The sequence below is a fragment of the Acinetobacter sichuanensis genome, from assembly GCF_003024515.2.
GTDB lineage: Bacteria > Pseudomonadota > Gammaproteobacteria > Pseudomonadales > Moraxellaceae > Acinetobacter > Acinetobacter sichuanensis.
Window position 1 is genome coordinate 29,276 of sequence record NZ_PYIX02000002.1, and the last position, 18,825, is coordinate 48,100.

Consider the following 18,825-nt stretch of genomic DNA (forward strand, 5'->3'; position numbering starts at 1 on the left):
TTTCATCCTAGTTTCTTAACTTTTATCTCTTGATCAAAGTTGTTCTAAAAACTGTTTGATCTGTTTTTTCGACGTTAAATGAATAAATTGGAGATGTGCATAATCTGGATTTTGCATTCAATCTTGATATTTTTTTCGATTTTTTTGATGAGTTTTGATCATCCACAAAATAATTGAATCTTGACTGAGCATGCGTGAAAAGCTTTCCGTATTATTCGAATTTTTCCAAAAAGGCTGCTTTGAAATCGCACGACTCAAAGCACATTTTACAGACTGAAATAAATTCACAGCAAATGGTAGATCTAGCCAAATCACTGTATCAATTTTCTTCCAAGTCATCTGTGTCGTTCGACTATAATTACCATCAATCACATAACCTTGTTTATCTGGATTCTGTTCAGCTTGTGCAATCGCGTTTTCAATTTTTCGAAAAAACTCAGGATCAGGCGTTTCTTGCCAGTCATCCATCCACAATAAATCATCTAATTCAATGTATTCTAAACTTAATTTTTTCGCCAATTTTCTGGCAAATGTTGACTTTCCCGAAGCGGAAGTCCCTACTACATTAATTCTATTCATCATTATTTACAGATCTTATTTTCATAAAAAAAGTAGCAAAAAAGCTACTTTTAATGTTCTATTTTCAAAAATTAGTTAATTGGCTTCAATGCTATTGTAACTTTGTGCTCATCTGCATGTTGATTAATATAATGATTAATTGAAGCAACTTCGCCTTCAACTTCTGCATCTGCCCCATAAACTATTTTTAAATACTCACCTTCTCGTGGTAAGACATCTAATTTTACTTCTATTGCACCTTGATCTAAACCTTGAATTGTAACAAGCATGGGAAGCTCCTGATTTTATTATCTTTCTAATGTATGTAACTTGATGATAAACAACTAGGATATTCATGTTGATATTCTGTATATTTTCAGCAATTCAAATCGCTTTCGTCCTCATACTCAAGCTTATCTTCATCAATATTAACAAAGTCTGGTGAAGGCATTTCTTCAAACTGCACCGCTTGGATCGTTTTTTGATTCAATAATTGAGCTTTTGCCACTCGATGCATACCATCCATCACACATCCATCAGCACACAAAATAATGGGATAACTTAAATCTGCCTCTTGAATCAGTTGAATATGTTCAATAATTTGTTGTGTTGTTGGGTGTGTGTTTGGAAACCAATACGCTTCGTTGAGTTCTTGAATACGATTTAATTCAATATGTTGAACAGGAAAATTCTGACTCAGTCGAACCAAATGATGAACATCCCAAATCAGAGTATCTTCACCAACTTGACGAAAATGGTATTGTTTTCTCATTTTTTTTACGCATGCTATTTAATAAAGATGAAAAACAGATCATAACAGGAAAAGAAGAATGTATTTAGAAAGAGCTTATCGCCAAGTTGCTTTCGTCAGTTATGGAAATAAATACCTCAGTGGTTCAGTTGATTCAGAAATTTTAGATCGCCATCCCTTAATTTTCACGCACTTTCCAATATTACGTGATCTTGAATATGGCACATTATTAGCAGGTTCCGCCTCACATGTGCTTAATCACCTTAAAATACAAGGACTTGATAAAATAAGTTTGCATTTTTCTTGTGAGCTATTGCCACCACTGCTTGATTCTAAAATCTTTTATTTTAATGTAAGTGAATATAGTTTTTGTATCGTTTGCCATTTCCCAAATCAAATTTTTAAAGTGTTAATTCATGTTGACGAGAAACCACTTTGGCAAGAATATGATGAAAATAATTTTCCACTGCAATCAGACTATAACAATTATCATGAAAGTGTTGAAAATTATGTATTAATGGATATATCTCCTGAATTTACTGATAAAATTTTAGCTGATTTACACCCTATTTCATGGAAATCTTTTTATGATGATTATCAAAATAAAGTCTATAATTTTGAAATTTCCAAACGTTACGGAACCTTTCCTGTCCCACTAACAGAAAATAATTGTTATGAAGGTAATTTATACAAGAAAGAAGAACAGTTTCCATTATTACCATTTAGTTTAAAACGTAATTATGCCAGCAATTTAATCATCAATGCTGCCGCACTTACCCACGCTTTTAATGTTGAATCTCATAGTAAAAATGAATATGCAGCTTATTGGCATATGTCTGAAAATGAAAAAAAAGAGTTCTCAAAAGCAAATCAAACTCTAGATGAGTTATTTCCTATTTTGTTAAAGCATAGTGCTAACCATTATCAAGATTCTGCACTTCATACACAAAGACAACTACATACATCCTTTGCTACTCCATCAAAAATCATAGAAAATTCACTAGATGACTCAATTAATCATTCAAATATAAATGACACTGAGAATATACAATCTGATGAAAAAACGTCTGGTTTTAACTGGTTTGGACTGATCAAATTTTTATGGTTTATGCTGTGGTGTTACTGCGCTTTATGGGCATTGGCATATTTCACAGTACATTGGGGAAATATTTTTGTATTTGCAATCGCTTTTCTATATGCACTATATAAAATACTACCCAAATCAGATAAATCTATTTAATTTTCAATAAATCACAGAATGCGCTATTGGCTTAATTATAGAGTATTCTATTTTAAAACCACTCATTTAACTCTTACTTTCTGCTGCACACGTCCAAGTACCATTCGTTTTTTGCGTACATTGACAATCATTTTTTGCTTGTTTGCCTCTAATTTCTAAAATTTTTTTTGCGCTACTACACGCTTCTCCACGTGTATTTGCATCCCATGTCATGGTCTTTTTTGCAATAGCATCGTTTGATAAAAAAATCGTACAAAAGAGTAGCCCCCATACTTTCATTTTATTACTTCCTCTATAAATTTTTAGAATACATAAATGATTATAAAAATATTGATTTTGAATTTCTATTCCCTATTTAGGGATAACTTTTTCTTCAAAATCTATTTTAATCTTTTGATTTCATTATTTAAACATGAATGACCATTAATCTGAATCAAGTTTATAAATCATCATTTCTCTTTATTATAACAAAAAGCTAAAAATACTTTAATAAATCATAACAACAGAGAAACTTATGAAAGCAAGCTTCCCCCTTCCCTATCGTAAACCATTTTTCAATAAATACACTATTTTTGTGGTTTTCCTCTTATTTATCATTATTATCTTTGTTTTTCCATTTTCCTTATGGTTTGAAAAGCATGCTCAGCCATTCAATTTCTCTATTTTGGTTGAATATTTTAAATACAATCTAAATCATTTTCCAATTTCAGATAAACAACTGGATAGCTTCTTCTTCTTTTCTTTGTATATTGGGGTTTATATACTTATTGATCTGATTCATCAAGCCACTCGACTCATAATCAGCCCTGAGAAAATTTACTATTCATTTTTTAACATTCCTTTCAGAACAGCCATTGAACGTAAAAATATTGATTATTGTCAGTTTGGTCTTTTAAAAGTCACTCAAAATAAATTTACCTCTTTTCTACAACGTTCAATATTTAATACAAAAAAATTTCAGCCTGAAGAAAAATTGTATTTCTTTCCGCTTAAAACACTCCAACTTGATTTAGACATTTCTTCTTTACAAGAAGATAAAAAAATTGAGTTTATTCAATTACTCAAACAATATTATAACTTTCAAGAAGGGGTTCAAGAAATTAGCTTATCCGCAAAAGAAGCGAATGCCATCATACGTGAACAAATCAATATTAATATAAGTCCACGGATTGCCTATTTACTGATCGCGAGTGTTCCTATTGGTGGACTTGGCATATTTTTAGCAGCTCAAGCCCCTTTTTTATTTTTCACTGATTATCCTACTTTTCCTGTTTTTTGTAGTATTTTTCTACTGATCTTTATTCCAAGTTTTTTATGGATCCGTAAAGAGATTGAACAGCTTGCCTTTCTAGGTGCAATGATTTCAAGTTTCTTTATAACGATTGCCTTATATGCATTTTTATTGCCTATTGTGCATAGTTATTACACCACAAATTTTGGAACAGAAATAAACTATTCAGCAAAACTAATTGAAGTTTCAAGCAAGCAACAAGTGTGGCAAACGAGCAATGGTGATGATAAATTCTATATCAGTAAAAATTATCCTAAGTACAACCCTAATCTACAAGTTCAGCAAACTTATATGTTTCCAGCACGCTATCATTGGCATAATTACACACTGTCTGAAAATGTTTTTCTTGAAGCTCAAGCACAAAAAAAGACCGCAAAATAGCGGTCTTCTTTTAATCATCAATGATGATTATGCAGCTAATGCATCTTTAGCTTTTTCAGCTAAAGCAGCAAATGCAACTGAGTCATGCATAGCGATGTCAGCAAGTACGCGACGGTCGATGATCACTTGAGCTTTTTTCAAGCCATCGATCATACGGCTGTACGACAAACCATTTTGACGAGCACCAGCATTGATACGCGCAATCCATAAAGCACGGAATTGACGTTTCTTTTGACGACGGTCACGGTAAGCATATTGACCAGCTTTAATTACCGCTTGGAACGCTACACGATAAACACGTGAACGCGCACCATAGTAACCTTTAGCACGAGCAAGAATTTTTTTATGACGGCGATGAGCCTGTACACCACGTTTTACACGAGCCATTTATAATCTCCTTAGATGTATGGGCACATACGACGAACTGAATTCATGTCACTTACGTGAACCATGACACAACCGCGCAATTGACGAATACGTTTAGCAGATTTTTTGGTCAAAATGTGGCGTTTGAACGCTTGTTTACGCTTGAAACCGTTAGCAGTCGCTTTGAAACGCTTAGCTGCACCACGGCGAGTTTTTAACTTAGCCATAACAACCTCTTTAAACACCTGTTCGGTACGTTCGCACCATTGCGAGCACGACCTGCAGGTAAGGGAGGCAGTATTCTAAATCATCTGCGTACAAAACAAAAGCAATAACCTTTAAATTTTACATGAAAATATTTCTTTACTCATTTTCTTATTGAAAGTAATTTTTTAACTTATTGCTGTGGGTTGGATTAAAACCAAAGACTTATTTAAGGTAGATATTACTAAAGGACATAACGATTTAAATTAAATAATGTGTTTTTCAAATGAGTAAACCATCGAATATTTTACTCATTTGAATGTATATTTTTGATATATATTTTAAAAAAAGCCAATATAAAATAAGTAAATAAAAATATATCGTCCTGTTTTTGCTAAAGTAACGATAAATAAAAAGCGCCAAAACTGTTCTTTTAATAATCCCGCAATTAAAGTAATCGGGTCACCAATAATCGGCATCCAACTTAAAAATAATGACCAAAATCCATATTTTTGATAGATTTTTTCCGCTTTAATCATATTTGATTCAGATACAGGAAACCATTTTTTATGTTTAAACTGCTCTATTTTTAATCCCAAATACCAATTTATACATGAACCCAATATATTCCCTATAGATGCAATTATAATCAGTCCAAAAACTGAATATTTTTCTTGAGCTAATAGTCCAATCAAGACTGCTTCAGACTGTAAAGGAAGTAAAGTTGCTGCACCAAAAGCTGATAAAAATAGTAAAAAATATACCATATAACTAATTTAACAGGGTTTTAGTATGAATTTTTGCGTAAAAGAATGAAATAATAAAAGGAACTAAATAAGCTAGCCAAAAAGAATATGCTGAGTTTATTATTTTTTGCAAGAATGTAAACTTTAATTGCCATCCTAGAAATATATAATCATTTATTTGTACATGATAAAAATAATTTAATAACACCAAATAAATAGCAAGTATGCTCGTTAAAATAACAGTATTCTTTATATTCTGTTTTAATTTTTTCTGTAAAAATGCAAAAGTAATTGAAAATACCAAACCAACAATAGACATTAACGCAAAAACTAATATACCTACACGATCAACCGAATATTTATTTTGCAAATAAGCACAAATGATTGCAGTCAAAAACATACATAAACAACTTGTAAAAAAATGTTGTGCAATGGTGGCTTTCATACGATCTGCCTTAATCATGAGGGCTCTATTTTCGTTATAATTTAAGCTGTTTCTTAGTTTTAAAATATTGTAAGTTTGCCCAAATGACAGCCAAAATGATAACCGCCATACGTCCCCAATGATAACGCTGTGCAAGTGGATCAATGATTGCACGTACTACTGCTCGGTCTTGTGACTGAATACTTGAAAAAACAGTTTGAATATGAATAATTTCAGCAATATATAAAGCTAAACATAGCGCAACACCTATAATCACGCTCCAATAAATTTTTGGATTTTTTTCCAAAGCTAGAGTGAAATTTAAAAAAAATGCTTTCATTGTTGATATCCACAAATCCAAAACCACCGAAATCGGTGGTTTTGGATTTTAACATAACAATTTAGATTTTGATGGATAAAGCTTTTTGCACAGCAGGTCGAGCTGTCATGCGCTCCACATACTCTTTAACATATGGATAATCTTCAAGTTGAATTTGCTGCCATTCGTGACGTAATACCCAAGGCAAAATCGCCATATCAGCTATCGAATACTCTCCTGCAACAAATTTTTGCCCAATCAGTTGTTTGTTTAAAACTGAATATAAGCGTTTAGTTTCCGCCACAAAACGATCTGTGGCATAAGGGACTTTTTCTTTTGCAAACTGACTAAAATGATGGTTTTGCCCAAGCATAGGACCAAAGCCACCCATTTGCCACATTAACCATTGCTCTACATCTACACGATCTTGCTCATTGCTTGGATAATACAGACCCGTTTTTCGACCCAAATATTGTAAAATTGCGCCAGACTCAAATACTGAAATTGACTCACCATTTGGACCATTCTGGTCAACAATTGCAGGAATTTTATTGTTGGGAGAAATCCTTAAAAAATCAGGCTGAAACTGATCATTTTCTAAAATATTGATCGGAAATATTTGATATTCCAACCCCATTTCTTCAAGAGCAATGGTAATTTTATGTCCATTGGGTGTGCCCCAATAATACAAATCAATCATTTTCAATCCTTTCTATTTTCAGTTTTTTCAATGTTATAACAATCTTATTTAACTTTTATAGCACGTTTTTAAACATAAATGCACGTATGACCACTCAGCATCCTATGTAAATATTGATAAAAAGGATCACTATATTGCTACTGATAATGCATTGAGCAAAATTTTTTCAATAAAAAAGCACTGCATGAGCAGTGCTTTTTAGGATCAGGAGAATATTACTTTTTCTTTTTCGGTCCAAGTAACATACCCATTTGACGACCTTCCATTTTTGGTGCTTGTTCAACAACACCAAACTCAGCTACATCTGCTTCAATTTTTTGTAATTGAGCAAGACCAAGTTGTTGGTGAGCCATTTCACGACCACGGAAACGTAGAGTAATTTTGACTTTGTTGCCTTCTTCAAGAAACTTCAGAATAGCACGCAACTTAACGTTGTAATCACCAACATCTGTACCTGGGCGCAACTTGATTTCTTTGACTTGAACTTGATGCTGTTTCTTTTTAGCATCTTTTTGCTTTTGCTTCAGATCAAATAAATGTTTGTTGAAATCCATGATTTTACAAACAGGCGGTTCTGCATTTGCCACAATCTCAACAAGGTCAAGATCTGCGTCTTCAGCAGCACGTAACGCTTCTGCAAGCGTCACGATGCCTTTTTGTTCTCCATCTGCAGCGACGAGACGGACTTCTTTTGCCTTAATCTCATCGTTTAATGCAGGACGATTGCTTTTAGCACCTTGTTGTTGGTTACGGTCAGGCTGTTTAATCTTTCTTACTCCACAATATACCGGCCACGTTCGGCTACGGCTACTTTCACTAGGTCAACAAATGCATCGATTGACATAGTACCTAAATTTTTTCCTGAACGAGTACGGACATTGACTGTACCTTCCTCAACTTCTCGGTCCCCAAGTACCAATAGGTAAGGAATTCGTTCTAGAGTACGCTCACGAATCTTAAAGCCGATTTTCTCATTTCTCAAGTCTGAAATCGCGCGAATGCCATTTTCTTTGAGTTTTGCAACTACATTTTCACATGCTGCTGCTTGAGAATCGGTAATATTCATGACACATGCTTGGACGGGTGCCAACCATGGTGGCATAAAGCCTGCGTAATGTTCAATAAGTATACCAATAAAACGCTCAAAACTGCCAAGAATTGCACGGTGAAGCATCACAGGATGGTCACGATCGTTGTCTTCTGTGACATAAGAAGCGTCTAAACGTAATGGTAAGTTAAAGTCACACTGAATTGTACCGCACTGCCAGATACGACCTAAGCAGTCTTTCAATGAAAATTCAATCTTCGGACCATAGAATGCGCCTTCACCTGGTTGCTCTTCCCAGTCTAGACCCGCTTCATCTAAAGCATCTGCCAAAGATTTTTCTGCAACATCCCAAAGCTCATCTGCACCCACACGTTTTTCAGGGCGTGTAGACAGTTTCATTTGCACGTCTTCAAAGCCAAAGTCTTTATAAACATCCAAAGTCAGTTTAATAAAGTCTGCAACTTCTTTACCGATTTGTTCAGTAGTACAGAAAATGTGTGCATCATCTTGAGTAAAGCCACGTACACGCATGATTCCGTGCAGCGAACCCGATGGTTCGTTACGGTGACATGAACCAAACTCTGCCAAACGAATTGGCAAATCACGGTAAGATTTTAAACCTTGGTTAAAGACTTGCACGTGACATGGGCAGTTCATTGGTTTTACAGCATAGTTACGACTTTCTGAATGAGTCGTAAACATATTGTCTGCATAGTTCGCCGCATGACCTGATTTTTCCCACAATGTAAAATCTACAATTTGTGGTGTACGAATTTCTTCGTAGCCATTGTCCTGCTGAATTTTACGCATGTACTGTTCAAGTACTTGGTAAATCGTCCAGCCATTTGGATGCCAGAACACCATGCCTGGTGCTTCTTCTTGCATATGGAACAAGTCTAAAGCTTTACCAATTTTACGATGGTCACGCTTTTCTGCTTCTTCAATACGCTTGATGTATGCAGCAAGTTCTTTTTTATCAGCCCAAGCTGTACCGTAAATACGTTGTAGCTGTTCATTCTTCGCATCACCACGCCAGTAAGCACCAGAGATTTTAGTGAGTTTGAATGATTTTAAGAATTTAGTATTTGGTACGTGTGGACCACGGCACATATCTAAATAATCTTGATGATAGTACAAGCCCATTTGAGTTTCTTCAGGCATGTCTGCAATCAAGCGTAATTTATATTCTTCACCACGCGCAGTAAATTCAGCGATCACTTCGTCACGAGGCGTCATTTTTTTGATGACATCGTAGTCCTGATTGATGAGCTGTTTCATACGCTCTTCAATCGCAGCCATATCATCTAAAGTAAATGGGCGTGGCATCCAGATGTCATAGTAGAAACCTTCTTCAATGACAGGACCAATCACCATTTTTGCTTCTGGGAATAATTGTTTTACTGCATGACCCACCAAGTGCGCACATGAGTGACGAATGATTTCTACACCTTCTTGATTTTTAGGTGTAATAATTTCAAGCGTAGCATCTTCAGTAATTAAATCACTTGCATCAACTAAGCGACCATTCACTTTCCCTGCAACCGTATTTTTTGCAAGTCCAGGTCCAATACTCTGTGCAACTTCCATGACAGAAACAGCTTGGTCAAAACTTTTTTGATCGCCATTTGGCAATGTGATAATAGGCATATTTAAAAATCCTTAAGGAGTGATGCCCCGTACAATAGAGCATATCACCGCGAGATTATGATCGAGGAAGACCCTCAAGATAAAATCGGTGCAACATATTTAAAGTGTGAAAAATTTTACACCTTTCATGGTGATTAATAAACCTTTGTGAAGCATTTCATTCTGTTTTGACTCAATGAATTCAACATTTAAATTTTTTATCTATGATAAAAGTTACATAATATTTAAATTAAACTCAAACTGGCGCTATTTACCTTATTTTCAGTTGGATATAAAACAGCTTGAATATCTTAAAAATAGACTTCAGCGTTCACTTTACACCGATCTTCGTCATATTTTGTTATTGAAATAGAGATTAAAATTTGCTTATTCAACTTTCATTTTAATAAAAATCAGATATTTATAAAATATTTTTCAAAAATAAAAAAATTAAACTTTTCTCTACAATTCAAATTAGAATAAATACTCGACTAAAGCATAAATGCATTCAAGGCTTGATATGCATATCTTTTAAACATGGAAATTAAAACAAATACAGATGGAGCTAAACATGGTCAGTGCTTATGATGAATTACCGCGTACACCTGCCAACTTTGTAGCATTGTCACCGTTGCGTTATTTAGAGCGTGCTGCTTATATTTATCCACATCAGGATGCGATTGTACATGGTGCTCGTCATATCTCATGGCGTGAGACTTACACCCGTTGTCGTCAGTTTGCACATCAATTACAAAATCTAGGCATCAAAAAGAACGATACCGTTTCTGTATTGCTTCCAAATATTCCTGCGATGGTTGAAGCACATTTTGCAGTGCCTATGTCAGGTGCTGTACTCAACACCTTAAATACTCGTTTAGATGCAAAAACCATTGCTTTCATGCTTGAGCATGCCGAAACCAAAGTACTTTTGGTCGATCCTGAATTTGCTGCATTGGCGCAAGAAGCTATCGCGCTGATTGATCAGGAAATCTATATCATTGATGTGGCAGATGTAGAGTACGAAAATAACGAATCTACTCCACGCATTGGTCAGATCGAATATGAAGACTGGCTCAAAGGCGGAGATGAAAACTTTGAATGGCATTTACCGCAAGATGAATGGGATGCAATCAGTCTAAATTATACTTCAGGTACGACAGGTAACCCGAAAGGTGTGGTCTATCATCATCGTGGTGCCTATATCAATGCAGCAAGTAATATCATTGCCTGTGGCATGACCCCACGTTGTAAATATTTATGGACATTACCATTGTTTCACTGCAATGGTTGGTGTTTTGCGTGGACTGTGGCGGCAAATGGCGGTACCAATATTTGTTTACGTAAAATTGATCCTGAACTAATTTTTAAATTGATTGATCAATACAAAGTCGATTATTTCTGTGGTGCACCAATTGTCTTATCTATGCTGATCAATACACCAAAAGAGCAACAAATCAAATTTGACCATCATGTTGAAGTCATGGTGGCTGGTGCTGCACCACCTGCGGCAATTATTGAAGGCATGCATCATATTGGTGTACAGGTCAATCATGTTTATGGTTTAACTGAAACCTATGGTCCATCTGCACTGTGTGCCTCACAAGCAGGTTGGAGTGAACTTTCCATCAGCGAACAAGCACAGTTACATTCCCGTCAAGGCGTACCTTATCCATTACAAGATGGTATGCGTGTGCTTGATCCTGAAACTATGGAACCTGTGCCAAATGATGGAACCACCATGGGCGAAATCATGTTCCGTGGCAACATTGTCATGAAAGGTTATCTGAAAAATACTCAAGCGACCGAAGAAGCCTTTAAAGGTGGGTGGTTCCATACAGGTGACCTTGCGGTTTGCCAACCTGATGGTTATGCCAAAATTATGGATCGCTCGAAAGACATTATCATTTCTGGGGGAGAAAATATCTCTTCTCTTGAAGTTGAGGAAGTACTGTATACCCATCCAGCCATCATGACGGCGGCTGTGGTGGCAAAACCTGATCCACGTTGGCAGGAAGTACCTTGTGCCTTTATTGAGTTAAAACAAGGTGCGACAACCACACCTGAAGAGGTGATCGAGTTCTGCAAACAACACTTAGCGCGTTTTAAAGTCCCTAAAGATGTGGTTATTGGTGAAATTCCAAAAACCTCAACAGGTAAATTACAGAAGTTTATCTTAAGAGATTGGGCGAAAGAACGCTCCGTCGGTGAGTTCAGTTAATTCTTAAAACATTCCCTCTCCTTTTTTTAGGAGAGGACTTGGAAGAAGTGAAATAAACTCACAGACATGACAGATCAATTTATACAAAGATTTGCCTTATATATGGCATATTATTTGGTAAAAGTTATTAAACTCAAATTCTCGCTCATTTTAAGCAATAAATTTATATGATCATAAAAATGCATAAAATCACCCACACAATAAAAAACGACCCACAAAAGGTCGTTTTTACAATCAAATTCAAGTGAATAAAAATTACTTGGCTTTACCTTGCTCAGACAATAAAGCAACTTGCTGAACATAGTTTAAAAACTTCTGTTTAGACTCAGCCAACTCTTCTTCTGTCGCTTGCAATGAAATATCACGATGAATACGTAATACATGCTGACGCAAAGAATGACTTTCTGCTGCATTATAAGACTTACAAAACTCTTTAATCGCAGGATCTCGTTGTTCAATCATACGATCAACCCAACGATCTAATTGCGCTAGTTTTTTTATACCTTGCTTAGGTGTCAGATAAGACAAAATCACTGCCTCATCTTCATTGCGCAGTAATTTACCAATACGTTGAAACTGACGACGACGAGCCTCAAACGATGTAATCAACTGCACATCAAGCAATGCTTCAATCAAGCGCTCCTCAACAGGTAAAGCCTCAATTTGCTTTTTGGATAAGTCAGCAAGCTGCTCACCTAAAGCAGCCATACGTTGTACAGCTCTTTTCTGTTCTGATTTACTTGCACGTCCTTCTAAAGAATCAAAATCATCTTCAGTAAAACGTTGCGGACGACGTGCCACGATTATTCTGCCTCGTAAAATTTAGCTGCAAATAGTGCTTGAACTTCAGATAAAGCCTTTTCTTCATCTGCTCCGTCAATCACTAGGCGCAAAGTGGTTCCTTTACCTGCTCCAAGCATAAGTAAAGAAAGGATGTTCTTGGCATCGACTAATTTATCACCCTTACCAATTTGAATCGAAGAACGAAACTTGGTGGTGACTTCAATGAGTTTTCCAGATGCCCGCGCATGTAACCCTAATTTATTAATTACGTCAACAGTTGTGTCAATCATGACCAGTGCTTCATTTCTCTATGTAATACTTGAATCGTCCATTTCGACTGTAGTGCTGCTTTCAATCGATCTACGATATAAACTGAGCGATGTTGCCCACCCGTACAGCCAATCGACACGGTAATATAATGTCGATGACCTTCAGAAAATGCTGGCAACCATTTGTTTAAAAAATGATAAATATCATTGTACATATCATTGGCTTGTGGACTGTCTTCTAAGAATTTTTTTACAGGTGCATCTAAACCCGAAAATTTACGTAACTCTAAATCCCAATGTGGATTGGGTAGATGACGCACATCAAAGACAAAATCGGCATCTAAAGGAATACCATATTTATAGCCAAATGATTGTAAAATCAAGATGAGTTTATCTGACTGTCCGAGTTTGGACAATAAGATATCTTTTAAATCGTGTACACTTTTATCAGAAGTGTCGATATGTACTGTTGCACGTAATTGAATAGGTAGTAATAAGCTTTTTTCTGCCTGTATACACTCATTTAAACTTTTAAAACGCGCTGATAATGGATGTGGTCGGCGAGAAGCACTAAAACGAGAAATGAGCTCTTGGTCACGAGTTGTCAAATAAATAACATCAACTTCACCTTGCTTTTGCAAGAGCTGAAAGACGTGATCAAAACCTTGTAAATCTGCCTGTGTACTTCGTACATCTACGCCGAGTGCAAGTTGTTCTAAATTATTTTCTTTATCTAATTTTTCAACAATTTCGGGTAGCAATACCAAGGGTAAGTTATCAATACAGTAATAGCCCAAATCTTCTAAAACCTGCAAAGCAGATGATTTTCCTGACCCAGATTGTCCTGTCACGATAAGTATACGCTTCATGGCATGGCGACCCTAATTTTTATTTTTAAGTAGAATGTTTGACCTGTAAATTATCAATCAAACGTGTTTTTCCAAGTTTGGCTGCGATGAACAATACAACATCTTGATCAAATTGACTAATCTTTTGCAAAGAAGGACTACGCGCCTCAACATAATCCACAACAAAACCAGCATCAGTCAGTTGACTACGAATGTCAGCCAAGACTGAATTCAAGTCCTGTCCATTTTGCAATTGTTTTTCAGCTGCCTGTAAAGTTGCGTAAATCGTTGGTGCAGTTTGACGTTCTTGTTCAGACAAATAACCATTACGTGAACTTAATGCTAAACCATCTGTTGCACGTGCAATCGGCACACCAATCACTTCAATCGCCATATTCAGATCACGGACTAGCTGTTTAATGACTGCCAATTGTTGATAATCTTTTTGACCAAAAAAAGCAAAATTGGGTTGTACAATATTAAATAATTTCGTGACAACAACCGCAACGCCATCAAAATGCCCAGCACGTTGTAAGCCACATAAATCGTTGGTAATTTCACCTACACTAATATTGGTCAAGCGTGGTTGATTGCCATACATTTGCTCAACAGAGGGTGCAAAAACAATATCACATCCAACTTCTGCCAATAAATGACTGTCATGCTCCAATGTACGAGGATAATTATCAAAATCCTCATTTGGTCCAAACTGAATTGGATTTACAAAAATACTGACCACAACGACATCACACAATTTACGTGCTGCACGAACAAGGTTTAAATGCCCTTCATGAAGATTTCCCATCGTCGGGACAAAACCAATGATTTTTCGTGCCGATCGAGCAGGATTTAATGATGCCGATAATCCTTGAATAGTGGTTTCAGTTTTCATGTTTATAGCTCGACTTGAAAAGTATGTTCAATTGCAGGAAATGATTGATCTTGCACTGCGACATGATACGCCTTAAATGCATCCACAATAGCATTATCACCTGCCTGTTCTTTCATAAAGTTACGCACAAAGCGTGCCACTTTACCAAAAGTAAGTCCTAACATATCTTGTACGACCAGAACTTGACCATCCGTTTCTTTCCCTGCGCCAATACCAATAACAGGTACATCTGGGAATAATTCTGTAATTTCTTGACCTAATTGTGCTGGCACACATTCAAGTAATAAAACTGCTGCACCTGCTGCGACAACAGCTTTACAGTCATGAATAAGCTGATCTGCTGCTTCACGAGTTTTTGCTTGTAATTTATAACCGCCAAAGACATGCACAGATTGTGGTGTTAAACCTAAATGCACACAAACAGGAATACCATTACGAGTCAATGTTTGCACAGTTTCAGCTAGCCATTCTCCACCTTCGAGTTTGACCATTTGCGCACCTGCTTGCATGACTGTTTTAGCGTTTACTAAAGCGTCATTTAAGGTGGCATAACTCATAAATGGTAAATCACACAAAATAAATGAGTGCTGATTGCCACGGCGTACTGCGGTAGTATGATATGCCATATCAGCCACTGTGACAGGTAATGTTGAATCATGCCCTTGAATGGTCATTCCTAAGGAATCACCGATTAAGATACTATCAATTTCAGCAACTTGCATTGCTTTTGCCATACTTGCATCGTAACAAGTTAAGCATGAGAATTTACGTCCTTGCGTTTTAAACTTTCGTAAATCACTTAGACTAATCATGACGATTTTCCTCTATCATTGAGAGTTTCTTAGCCTTCAACAGGCTCAATATCTGCCCAGTGTGTATCAGCTAAAACTGTTAAAGTTGAATGTTGTACAAGTTCTAAGTTTTGTAAAGATTGACCATTAACTTCGAGTTTTGAGTCTAAGTCCAACAATGGAATCACTACAAAATCACGCTCTAAAATACCAATATGTGGCACATTGAGTCGCTCATTTATAATGTTTTTTTCAGCATAAAGCAAAAGATCTAAATCTAAAGTTCGCTCACCCCAACGACGCAAACGTACTCGACCTGACTCATTTTCAATACGTTGTAATTCATCTAATAAAGCCAATGGCGCTAAGTCTGTGACCAACTGCGCAACAGCATTATGATAATGAGGCTGATCTTGTGGTCCCATTGGAGGGCTATGATATAACTTTGAAACTTTTACAGCGCCTAATTGTCTAAGTTGATGCACAGCTTCTCGTAAAATCTGCTGTGAATCCCCTAAATTACTGCCTAAGCCGATATAAGTGATGACACTCATTGCGTTGGTCCAAAAACAACTTTGGCTAAGTCACGCTGCACACGTCTACGTTTTAAAATCGGATGATCAGGACTGATCTCTCCTGCTGTATGAGCAACGGTTTGTGGCACCGTTTTTTTCACTTCAGACTGTGTTTTACGTGAACGACGACTACGTGTTTCTGACTCTTTCACTAAAGGTTCAATTTGTGTAGAAACTTTAGCCTCTACACTTTCTTCAGTGGTTGTTTTACGACGGCTCTTCGCACGTTGACGATTATAGGTACTAATAGCACGCTCTTTTTCGTCTGTGGACATGTTTTGATAAGCATCCCACCATGCACCCATACCATTTGTTGAAGCATCACCAGACTTTTCTCTTAATAATAAAAAGTCAAAGCCTGCTCTAAAACGTGCATGCCCAGAAAGTGCTTCTATTTGCTGTGGTTTTGGGTTTAATAAACGATTTTGCATTTCCCAAACTTCACGAATAAACGTTTCTGCAAAACGTGGAATAATGGTTCGAGTCGCTTGACGTTTTAATACATCTAAACCTGCTTGTGCGCGTGCTTCAGCCGCAACCGTTCCTTTTGCATGGTAAAAACTACAACGTTGTAAATAATTTTCCCATAACAATACTGCGTAGAAAAATGCAGGATTGATGGTTTTACCGATTTGAATACGTTGATCTGTATTTGATGCAGCACGTTCAATAAATGGCGTGATTTCTGTTTTTAGATCAGCAAATAATTGTTGCCAAATTCCAAACTTAATCAACATTGGCATCACACGATGCAAATGCCCCATCGTAAATAACTTTTGTGATTCATCATATAAACGATGTGGTGAAACATCACGTAAAAGCTTCGTCATTTCAGGTGTAAAGATGTCTAAAATCGCAGCATCAATATTAAAATTCAGTTTTGCAGCAAAACGTAAAGTCCGTAACATACGTACAGGATCTTCTTCAAAACGTAATGCAGGATCACCTAATAAACGTAAAGTTTTTGTTTTGATATCATCAACTGCGTTACAAAAATCGAGCACAATACCTTTACGTGGTTGATAATACAAAGCATTAATAGAAAAGTCACGACGAGCAAAATCTTGCTCGATTGTTCCCCAATTATTATCACGTAAAATCATACCTGCAGATGAGGTAATGGCTTTTTTAGGAGGTGCTCGAAAAGTTGCAACCTCAATCAGTTCACGCCCCGAATAAACATGTGCTAATTCGAAACGACGACCAATAATTCGGCAACGACGACCAAAAACCTCTTTGATTTGAGAGGGTGTCGCATTGGTAACAGCATCGTAATCTTTAGGACTTTGTCCCAACATTAGGTCACGAACACCGCCACCCACGATATAAGCCTCATAGCCTGCTTTTGTTAAAGAATCAATAACATCTAAAATGGAAGAAGGTAATTGAGCGGTGGTTAACCCACACTTTGACGCGTGCAAAGTTTGCAAAAGACGCTGTCTCCTACGTCAGGACGTGAAAATTGTAATTATGCTAATGATATCTCTAACACAATCAAAGGGCAATTTGATTCTCTCGATCTTGTTTTAAATATTCAATCATCATGTACGGAATTTATCATTTTAACGATCTCAAAATCACCTAAAAACTCATCATTGCACGGTTTTTTTCCACCATTTTAGGACCAATTCCTTTCACATTTTGCAAATCATCTAAACTTTTAAACTTTCCATTTTGTTGACGATAATCTAAAATAGCTTGTGCTTTTTTCGCACCTATGCCATTCAACTGCTGCAATTGTTCCAAAGTTGCTGTATTAATATTGATTTTTGAACCCACCGACGTTGTGAGATTTTGGCTATTTCTGCTATTTGTCACATTTGGCTTTGCCAGATAATAATTTGCATCATTACCTTTCAAGCGTGTATCTTGCGCTTGTTGTTTTTCTTTCCATTTCACATAATTATCATCAAATTTTTCAGCATGACTCAGCATAGTTGAGAGCATACTGAAAAATAAAATCATCGAAAAACGTACTATTTTTTTTGAAAAATTAATCGATTGGTTTAGGTTGTTGTTCATATAAAGCCTGTTGTTTTAAATATTGTTTGGCTTGCTCCCATAGTTGATCTAATTCTTCTAAATTCATCTGTTCTAATTTTTTATCTTGTTGTAATACTTGATCTTCTATAAAAGCAAAGCGCTTTTTAAATTTGTGAATCGTACTGAGTAGTGCCATTTCACTTGAAATGCCTAGTTTACGCCCAACATTGATCAATGAGAATAAACAATCACCAAATTCATCTACCATTTCATCGGATTTCCCAGCATTTACAGCAATTTCAAACTCAGCTAACTCTTCTTTTACTTTGCTATAGGCTTGTTCTGCATCTGGAAAATCAAAACCAATTTTTGCAACATTTTTTTGAATATTTTCAGCTTGAACTAGTGCTGGTGCATGTTTCACTTCATCTAAGCGCGATTGAGCCTTGCCTTGCTTTTCTTGCTGCTTAATTTTTTGCCAAAGTTGTGAAACATCATCAGGTGTTAATTGATCAAATTTATCTTTTTCAAAAACATGAGGATGACGACGAATCAGTTTTTGACAAATCGCTTCAACCACATCATTAAAATCAAAAGCACCTTGCTCGCTATACATTTGTGACTGAAAAACAACCTGCAACAGTAAGTCTCCTAATTCATCACGAATATCAGTCACATTACCCATTCGTACGGCTGCCTCAACCTCATACGCTTCTTCAATCGCATAACGTGTTAAAGATTCTGGCGTTTGTTCACGATCCCAAGGACATTCCTGACGTAATTGCTGCATGATCGCTAATAACTTTTCCATA

At 36.3% G+C, this 18,825-nt stretch carries 23 protein-coding genes and 1 pseudogene; 3 read left to right on the forward strand and 21 right to left on the reverse strand.

The genetic code is table 11. From position 1 onward, the window contains the following. Positions 1 to 33 precede the first annotated feature (33 nt). The 3 genes and pseudogenes from C9E89_RS01540 to C9E89_RS01550 all read right to left on the reverse strand — a co-directional run bounded on the left by C9E89_RS01540 (position 34) and on the right by C9E89_RS01550 (position 1,330). A pseudogene (locus tag C9E89_RS01540) lies at positions 34 to 579 on the reverse strand (AAA family ATPase). Between the two features lie 71 nt (positions 580 to 650). Then, positions 651 to 848 (reverse strand): hypothetical protein, encoded by a 198-nt coding sequence (locus C9E89_RS01545; RefSeq protein WP_107006687.1) that lies wholly within the window; start codon positions 846 to 848, stop codon positions 651 to 653. Positions 849 to 934: 86 nt separating this feature from the next. After that, complete coding sequence (locus tag C9E89_RS01550) at positions 935 to 1,330, reverse strand: ParB N-terminal domain-containing protein (RefSeq protein ID WP_107006688.1); 396 nt, start codon at positions 1,328 to 1,330, stop codon at positions 935 to 937. 58 nt (positions 1,331 to 1,388) lie between these two features. Between C9E89_RS01550 and C9E89_RS01555 the strand changes: the two genes are divergently transcribed. After that, complete coding sequence (locus tag C9E89_RS01555) at positions 1,389 to 2,549, forward strand: hypothetical protein (RefSeq protein WP_107006689.1); 1,161 nt, start codon at positions 1,389 to 1,391, stop codon at positions 2,547 to 2,549. Positions 2,550 to 2,615: 66 nt separating this feature from the next. Here the strand turns inward: C9E89_RS01555 and C9E89_RS01560 are convergent, their stop codons facing one another. Beyond that, positions 2,616 to 2,828: a hypothetical protein gene (locus C9E89_RS01560; RefSeq protein WP_107006690.1), complete on the reverse strand. Its 213-nt coding sequence runs from the start codon at positions 2,826 to 2,828 to the stop codon at positions 2,616 to 2,618. A 235-nt stretch (positions 2,829 to 3,063) separates the two neighbouring features. Here C9E89_RS01560 and C9E89_RS01565 point away from each other — a divergent pair, with 235 nt between their 5' ends. Further along, complete coding sequence (locus C9E89_RS01565; RefSeq protein WP_107006691.1) at positions 3,064 to 4,221, forward strand: hypothetical protein; 1,158 nt, start codon at positions 3,064 to 3,066, stop codon at positions 4,219 to 4,221. A gap of 27 nt (positions 4,222 to 4,248) precedes the next feature. Here C9E89_RS01565 and rplT read toward each other — a convergent pair whose 3' ends face one another. The 8 genes from rplT to thrS form a co-directional block, all read right to left on the reverse strand. Beyond that, a complete protein-coding gene (gene rplT, locus C9E89_RS01570) occupies positions 4,249 to 4,608 on the reverse strand; it encodes a 50S ribosomal protein L20 (protein ID WP_107006692.1) in 360 nt (119 codons plus the stop codon). Positions 4,609 to 4,619: 11 nt separating this feature from the next. After that, positions 4,620 to 4,814: a 50S ribosomal protein L35 gene (gene rpmI, locus C9E89_RS01575; RefSeq protein ID WP_002054552.1), complete on the reverse strand. Its 195-nt coding sequence runs from the start codon at positions 4,812 to 4,814 to the stop codon at positions 4,620 to 4,622. A gap of 318 nt (positions 4,815 to 5,132) precedes the next feature. Further along, complete coding sequence (locus C9E89_RS01580; protein ID WP_107006693.1) at positions 5,133 to 5,558, reverse strand: YqaA family protein; 426 nt, start codon at positions 5,556 to 5,558, stop codon at positions 5,133 to 5,135. Between the two features lie 4 nt (positions 5,559 to 5,562). Next, positions 5,563 to 6,000 carry a hypothetical protein gene (locus C9E89_RS01585; RefSeq protein ID WP_107006694.1) on the reverse strand — a complete coding sequence of 146 codons (438 nt, stop codon included), beginning with the start codon at positions 5,998 to 6,000 and terminating at the stop codon, positions 5,563 to 5,565. A 16-nt stretch (positions 6,001 to 6,016) separates the two neighbouring features. Continuing rightward, a complete protein-coding gene (locus C9E89_RS01590) occupies positions 6,017 to 6,301 on the reverse strand; it encodes a hypothetical protein (protein ID WP_107006695.1) in 285 nt (94 codons plus the stop codon). A gap of 61 nt (positions 6,302 to 6,362) precedes the next feature. Further along, positions 6,363 to 6,980, reverse strand: a complete 618-nt coding sequence (locus C9E89_RS01595) for a glutathione S-transferase N-terminal domain-containing protein (protein ID WP_107006696.1) — start codon at positions 6,978 to 6,980, stop codon at positions 6,363 to 6,365. Between the two features lie 215 nt (positions 6,981 to 7,195). Continuing rightward, positions 7,196 to 7,747, reverse strand: a complete 552-nt coding sequence (gene infC / locus C9E89_RS01600) for a translation initiation factor IF-3 (RefSeq protein WP_107006697.1) — start codon at positions 7,745 to 7,747, stop codon at positions 7,196 to 7,198. A gap of 5 nt (positions 7,748 to 7,752) precedes the next feature. Continuing rightward, positions 7,753 to 9,675, reverse strand: a complete 1,923-nt coding sequence (gene thrS / locus C9E89_RS01605) for a threonine--tRNA ligase (protein WP_107006698.1) — start codon at positions 9,673 to 9,675, stop codon at positions 7,753 to 7,755. Between the two features lie 550 nt (positions 9,676 to 10,225). On the opposite strand from thrS, the gene C9E89_RS01610 reads away from it, so the two are divergent. Beyond that, on the forward strand, positions 10,226 to 11,872 hold the full coding sequence (locus C9E89_RS01610) for an acyl-CoA synthetase (RefSeq protein WP_107006699.1): 1,647 nt from the start codon (positions 10,226 to 10,228) through the stop codon (positions 11,870 to 11,872). Between the two features lie 255 nt (positions 11,873 to 12,127). Here the strand turns inward: C9E89_RS01610 and yjgA are convergent, their stop codons facing one another. The 9 genes from yjgA to mazG form a co-directional block, all read right to left on the reverse strand. Further along, a complete protein-coding gene (yjgA, locus tag C9E89_RS01615) occupies positions 12,128 to 12,673 on the reverse strand; it encodes a ribosome biogenesis factor YjgA (RefSeq protein ID WP_107006700.1) in 546 nt (181 codons plus the stop codon). Between the two features lie 2 nt (positions 12,674 to 12,675). Then, a complete protein-coding gene (locus tag C9E89_RS01620) occupies positions 12,676 to 12,945 on the reverse strand; it encodes an HPr family phosphocarrier protein (protein ID WP_065994388.1) in 270 nt (89 codons plus the stop codon). Next, positions 12,942 to 13,793 carry an RNase adapter RapZ gene (gene rapZ, locus C9E89_RS01625; protein WP_107006701.1) on the reverse strand — a complete coding sequence of 284 codons (852 nt, stop codon included), beginning with the start codon at positions 13,791 to 13,793 and terminating at the stop codon, positions 12,942 to 12,944. The genes C9E89_RS01620 and rapZ overlap by 4 nt, the downstream gene beginning before the upstream one ends. A gap of 25 nt (positions 13,794 to 13,818) precedes the next feature. Further along, positions 13,819 to 14,664, reverse strand: a complete 846-nt coding sequence (gene panC / locus C9E89_RS01630) for a pantoate--beta-alanine ligase (RefSeq protein WP_107006702.1) — start codon at positions 14,662 to 14,664, stop codon at positions 13,819 to 13,821. A gap of 2 nt (positions 14,665 to 14,666) precedes the next feature. Then, entirely contained in the window at positions 14,667 to 15,476 is an 810-nt protein-coding gene (panB, locus tag C9E89_RS01635; protein ID WP_107006703.1) for a 3-methyl-2-oxobutanoate hydroxymethyltransferase, read from the reverse strand. Positions 15,477 to 15,505: 29 nt separating this feature from the next. Then, the gene (gene folK, locus C9E89_RS01640) at positions 15,506 to 16,009 is read right to left on the reverse strand and encodes a 2-amino-4-hydroxy-6-hydroxymethyldihydropteridine diphosphokinase (protein WP_107006704.1); all 504 of its coding nucleotides are present in this window, start codon (positions 16,007 to 16,009) and stop codon (positions 15,506 to 15,508) included. Further along, entirely contained in the window at positions 16,006 to 17,460 is a 1,455-nt protein-coding gene (pcnB, locus tag C9E89_RS01645) for a polynucleotide adenylyltransferase PcnB (protein ID WP_107006705.1), read from the reverse strand. The genes folK and pcnB overlap by 4 nt, the downstream gene beginning before the upstream one ends. Positions 17,461 to 17,611: 151 nt before the next feature. Continuing rightward, complete coding sequence (locus C9E89_RS01650; RefSeq protein WP_228198963.1) at positions 17,612 to 17,995, reverse strand: ComEA family DNA-binding protein; 384 nt, start codon at positions 17,993 to 17,995, stop codon at positions 17,612 to 17,614. Positions 17,996 to 18,023: 28 nt separating this feature from the next. Beyond that, positions 18,024 to 18,824 (reverse strand): nucleoside triphosphate pyrophosphohydrolase, encoded by an 801-nt coding sequence (gene mazG, locus C9E89_RS01655; protein WP_107006707.1) that lies wholly within the window; start codon positions 18,822 to 18,824, stop codon positions 18,024 to 18,026. Position 18,825: the final 1 nt, after the last annotated feature.

Bases quoted from the DNA above. Each gene is read 5' to 3' on its own strand.
- C9E89_RS01545 (WP_107006687.1), bottom strand. From the start codon at position 848: ATGCTTGTTACAATTCAAGGTTTAGATCAAGGTGCAATAGAAGTAAAA.
- C9E89_RS01550 (WP_107006688.1), bottom strand. From the start codon at position 1,330: ATGAGAAAACAATACCATTTTCGTCAAGTTGGTGAAGATACTCTGATT.
- C9E89_RS01555 (WP_107006689.1), top strand. From the start codon at position 1,389: ATGTATTTAGAAAGAGCTTATCGCCAAGTTGCTTTCGTCAGTTATGGA.
- C9E89_RS01560 (WP_107006690.1), bottom strand. From the start codon at position 2,828: ATGAAAGTATGGGGGCTACTCTTTTGTACGATTTTTTTATCAAACGAT.
- C9E89_RS01565 (WP_107006691.1), top strand. From the start codon at position 3,064: ATGAAAGCAAGCTTCCCCCTTCCCTATCGTAAACCATTTTTCAATAAA.
- rplT (WP_107006692.1), bottom strand. From the start codon at position 4,608: ATGGCTCGTGTAAAACGTGGTGTACAGGCTCATCGCCGTCATAAAAAA.
- rpmI (WP_002054552.1), bottom strand. From the start codon at position 4,814: ATGGCTAAGTTAAAAACTCGCCGTGGTGCAGCTAAGCGTTTCAAAGCG.
- C9E89_RS01580 (WP_107006693.1), bottom strand. From the start codon at position 5,558: ATGGTATATTTTTTACTATTTTTATCAGCTTTTGGTGCAGCAACTTTA.
- C9E89_RS01585 (WP_107006694.1), bottom strand. From the start codon at position 6,000: ATGATTAAGGCAGATCGTATGAAAGCCACCATTGCACAACATTTTTTT.
- C9E89_RS01590 (WP_107006695.1), bottom strand. From the start codon at position 6,301: ATGAAAGCATTTTTTTTAAATTTCACTCTAGCTTTGGAAAAAAATCCA.
- C9E89_RS01595 (WP_107006696.1), bottom strand. From the start codon at position 6,980: ATGATTGATTTGTATTATTGGGGCACACCCAATGGACATAAAATTACC.
- thrS (WP_107006698.1), bottom strand. From the start codon at position 9,675: ATGCCTATTATCACATTGCCAAATGGCGATCAAAAAAGTTTTGACCAA.
- C9E89_RS01610 (WP_107006699.1), top strand. From the start codon at position 10,226: ATGGTCAGTGCTTATGATGAATTACCGCGTACACCTGCCAACTTTGTA.
- C9E89_RS01620 (WP_065994388.1), bottom strand. From the start codon at position 12,945: ATGATTGACACAACTGTTGACGTAATTAATAAATTAGGGTTACATGCG.
- rapZ (WP_107006701.1), bottom strand. From the start codon at position 13,793: ATGAAGCGTATACTTATCGTGACAGGACAATCTGGGTCAGGAAAATCA.
- panC (WP_107006702.1), bottom strand. From the start codon at position 14,664: ATGAAAACTGAAACCACTATTCAAGGATTATCGGCATCATTAAATCCT.
- panB (WP_107006703.1), bottom strand. From the start codon at position 15,476: ATGATTAGTCTAAGTGATTTACGAAAGTTTAAAACGCAAGGACGTAAA.
- folK (WP_107006704.1), bottom strand. From the start codon at position 16,009: ATGAGTGTCATCACTTATATCGGCTTAGGCAGTAATTTAGGGGATTCA.
- C9E89_RS01650 (WP_228198963.1), bottom strand. From the start codon at position 17,995: ATGATTTTATTTTTCAGTATGCTCTCAACTATGCTGAGTCATGCTGAA.
- mazG (WP_107006707.1), bottom strand. From the start codon at position 18,824: ATGGAAAAGTTATTAGCGATCATGCAGCAATTACGTCAGGAATGTCCT.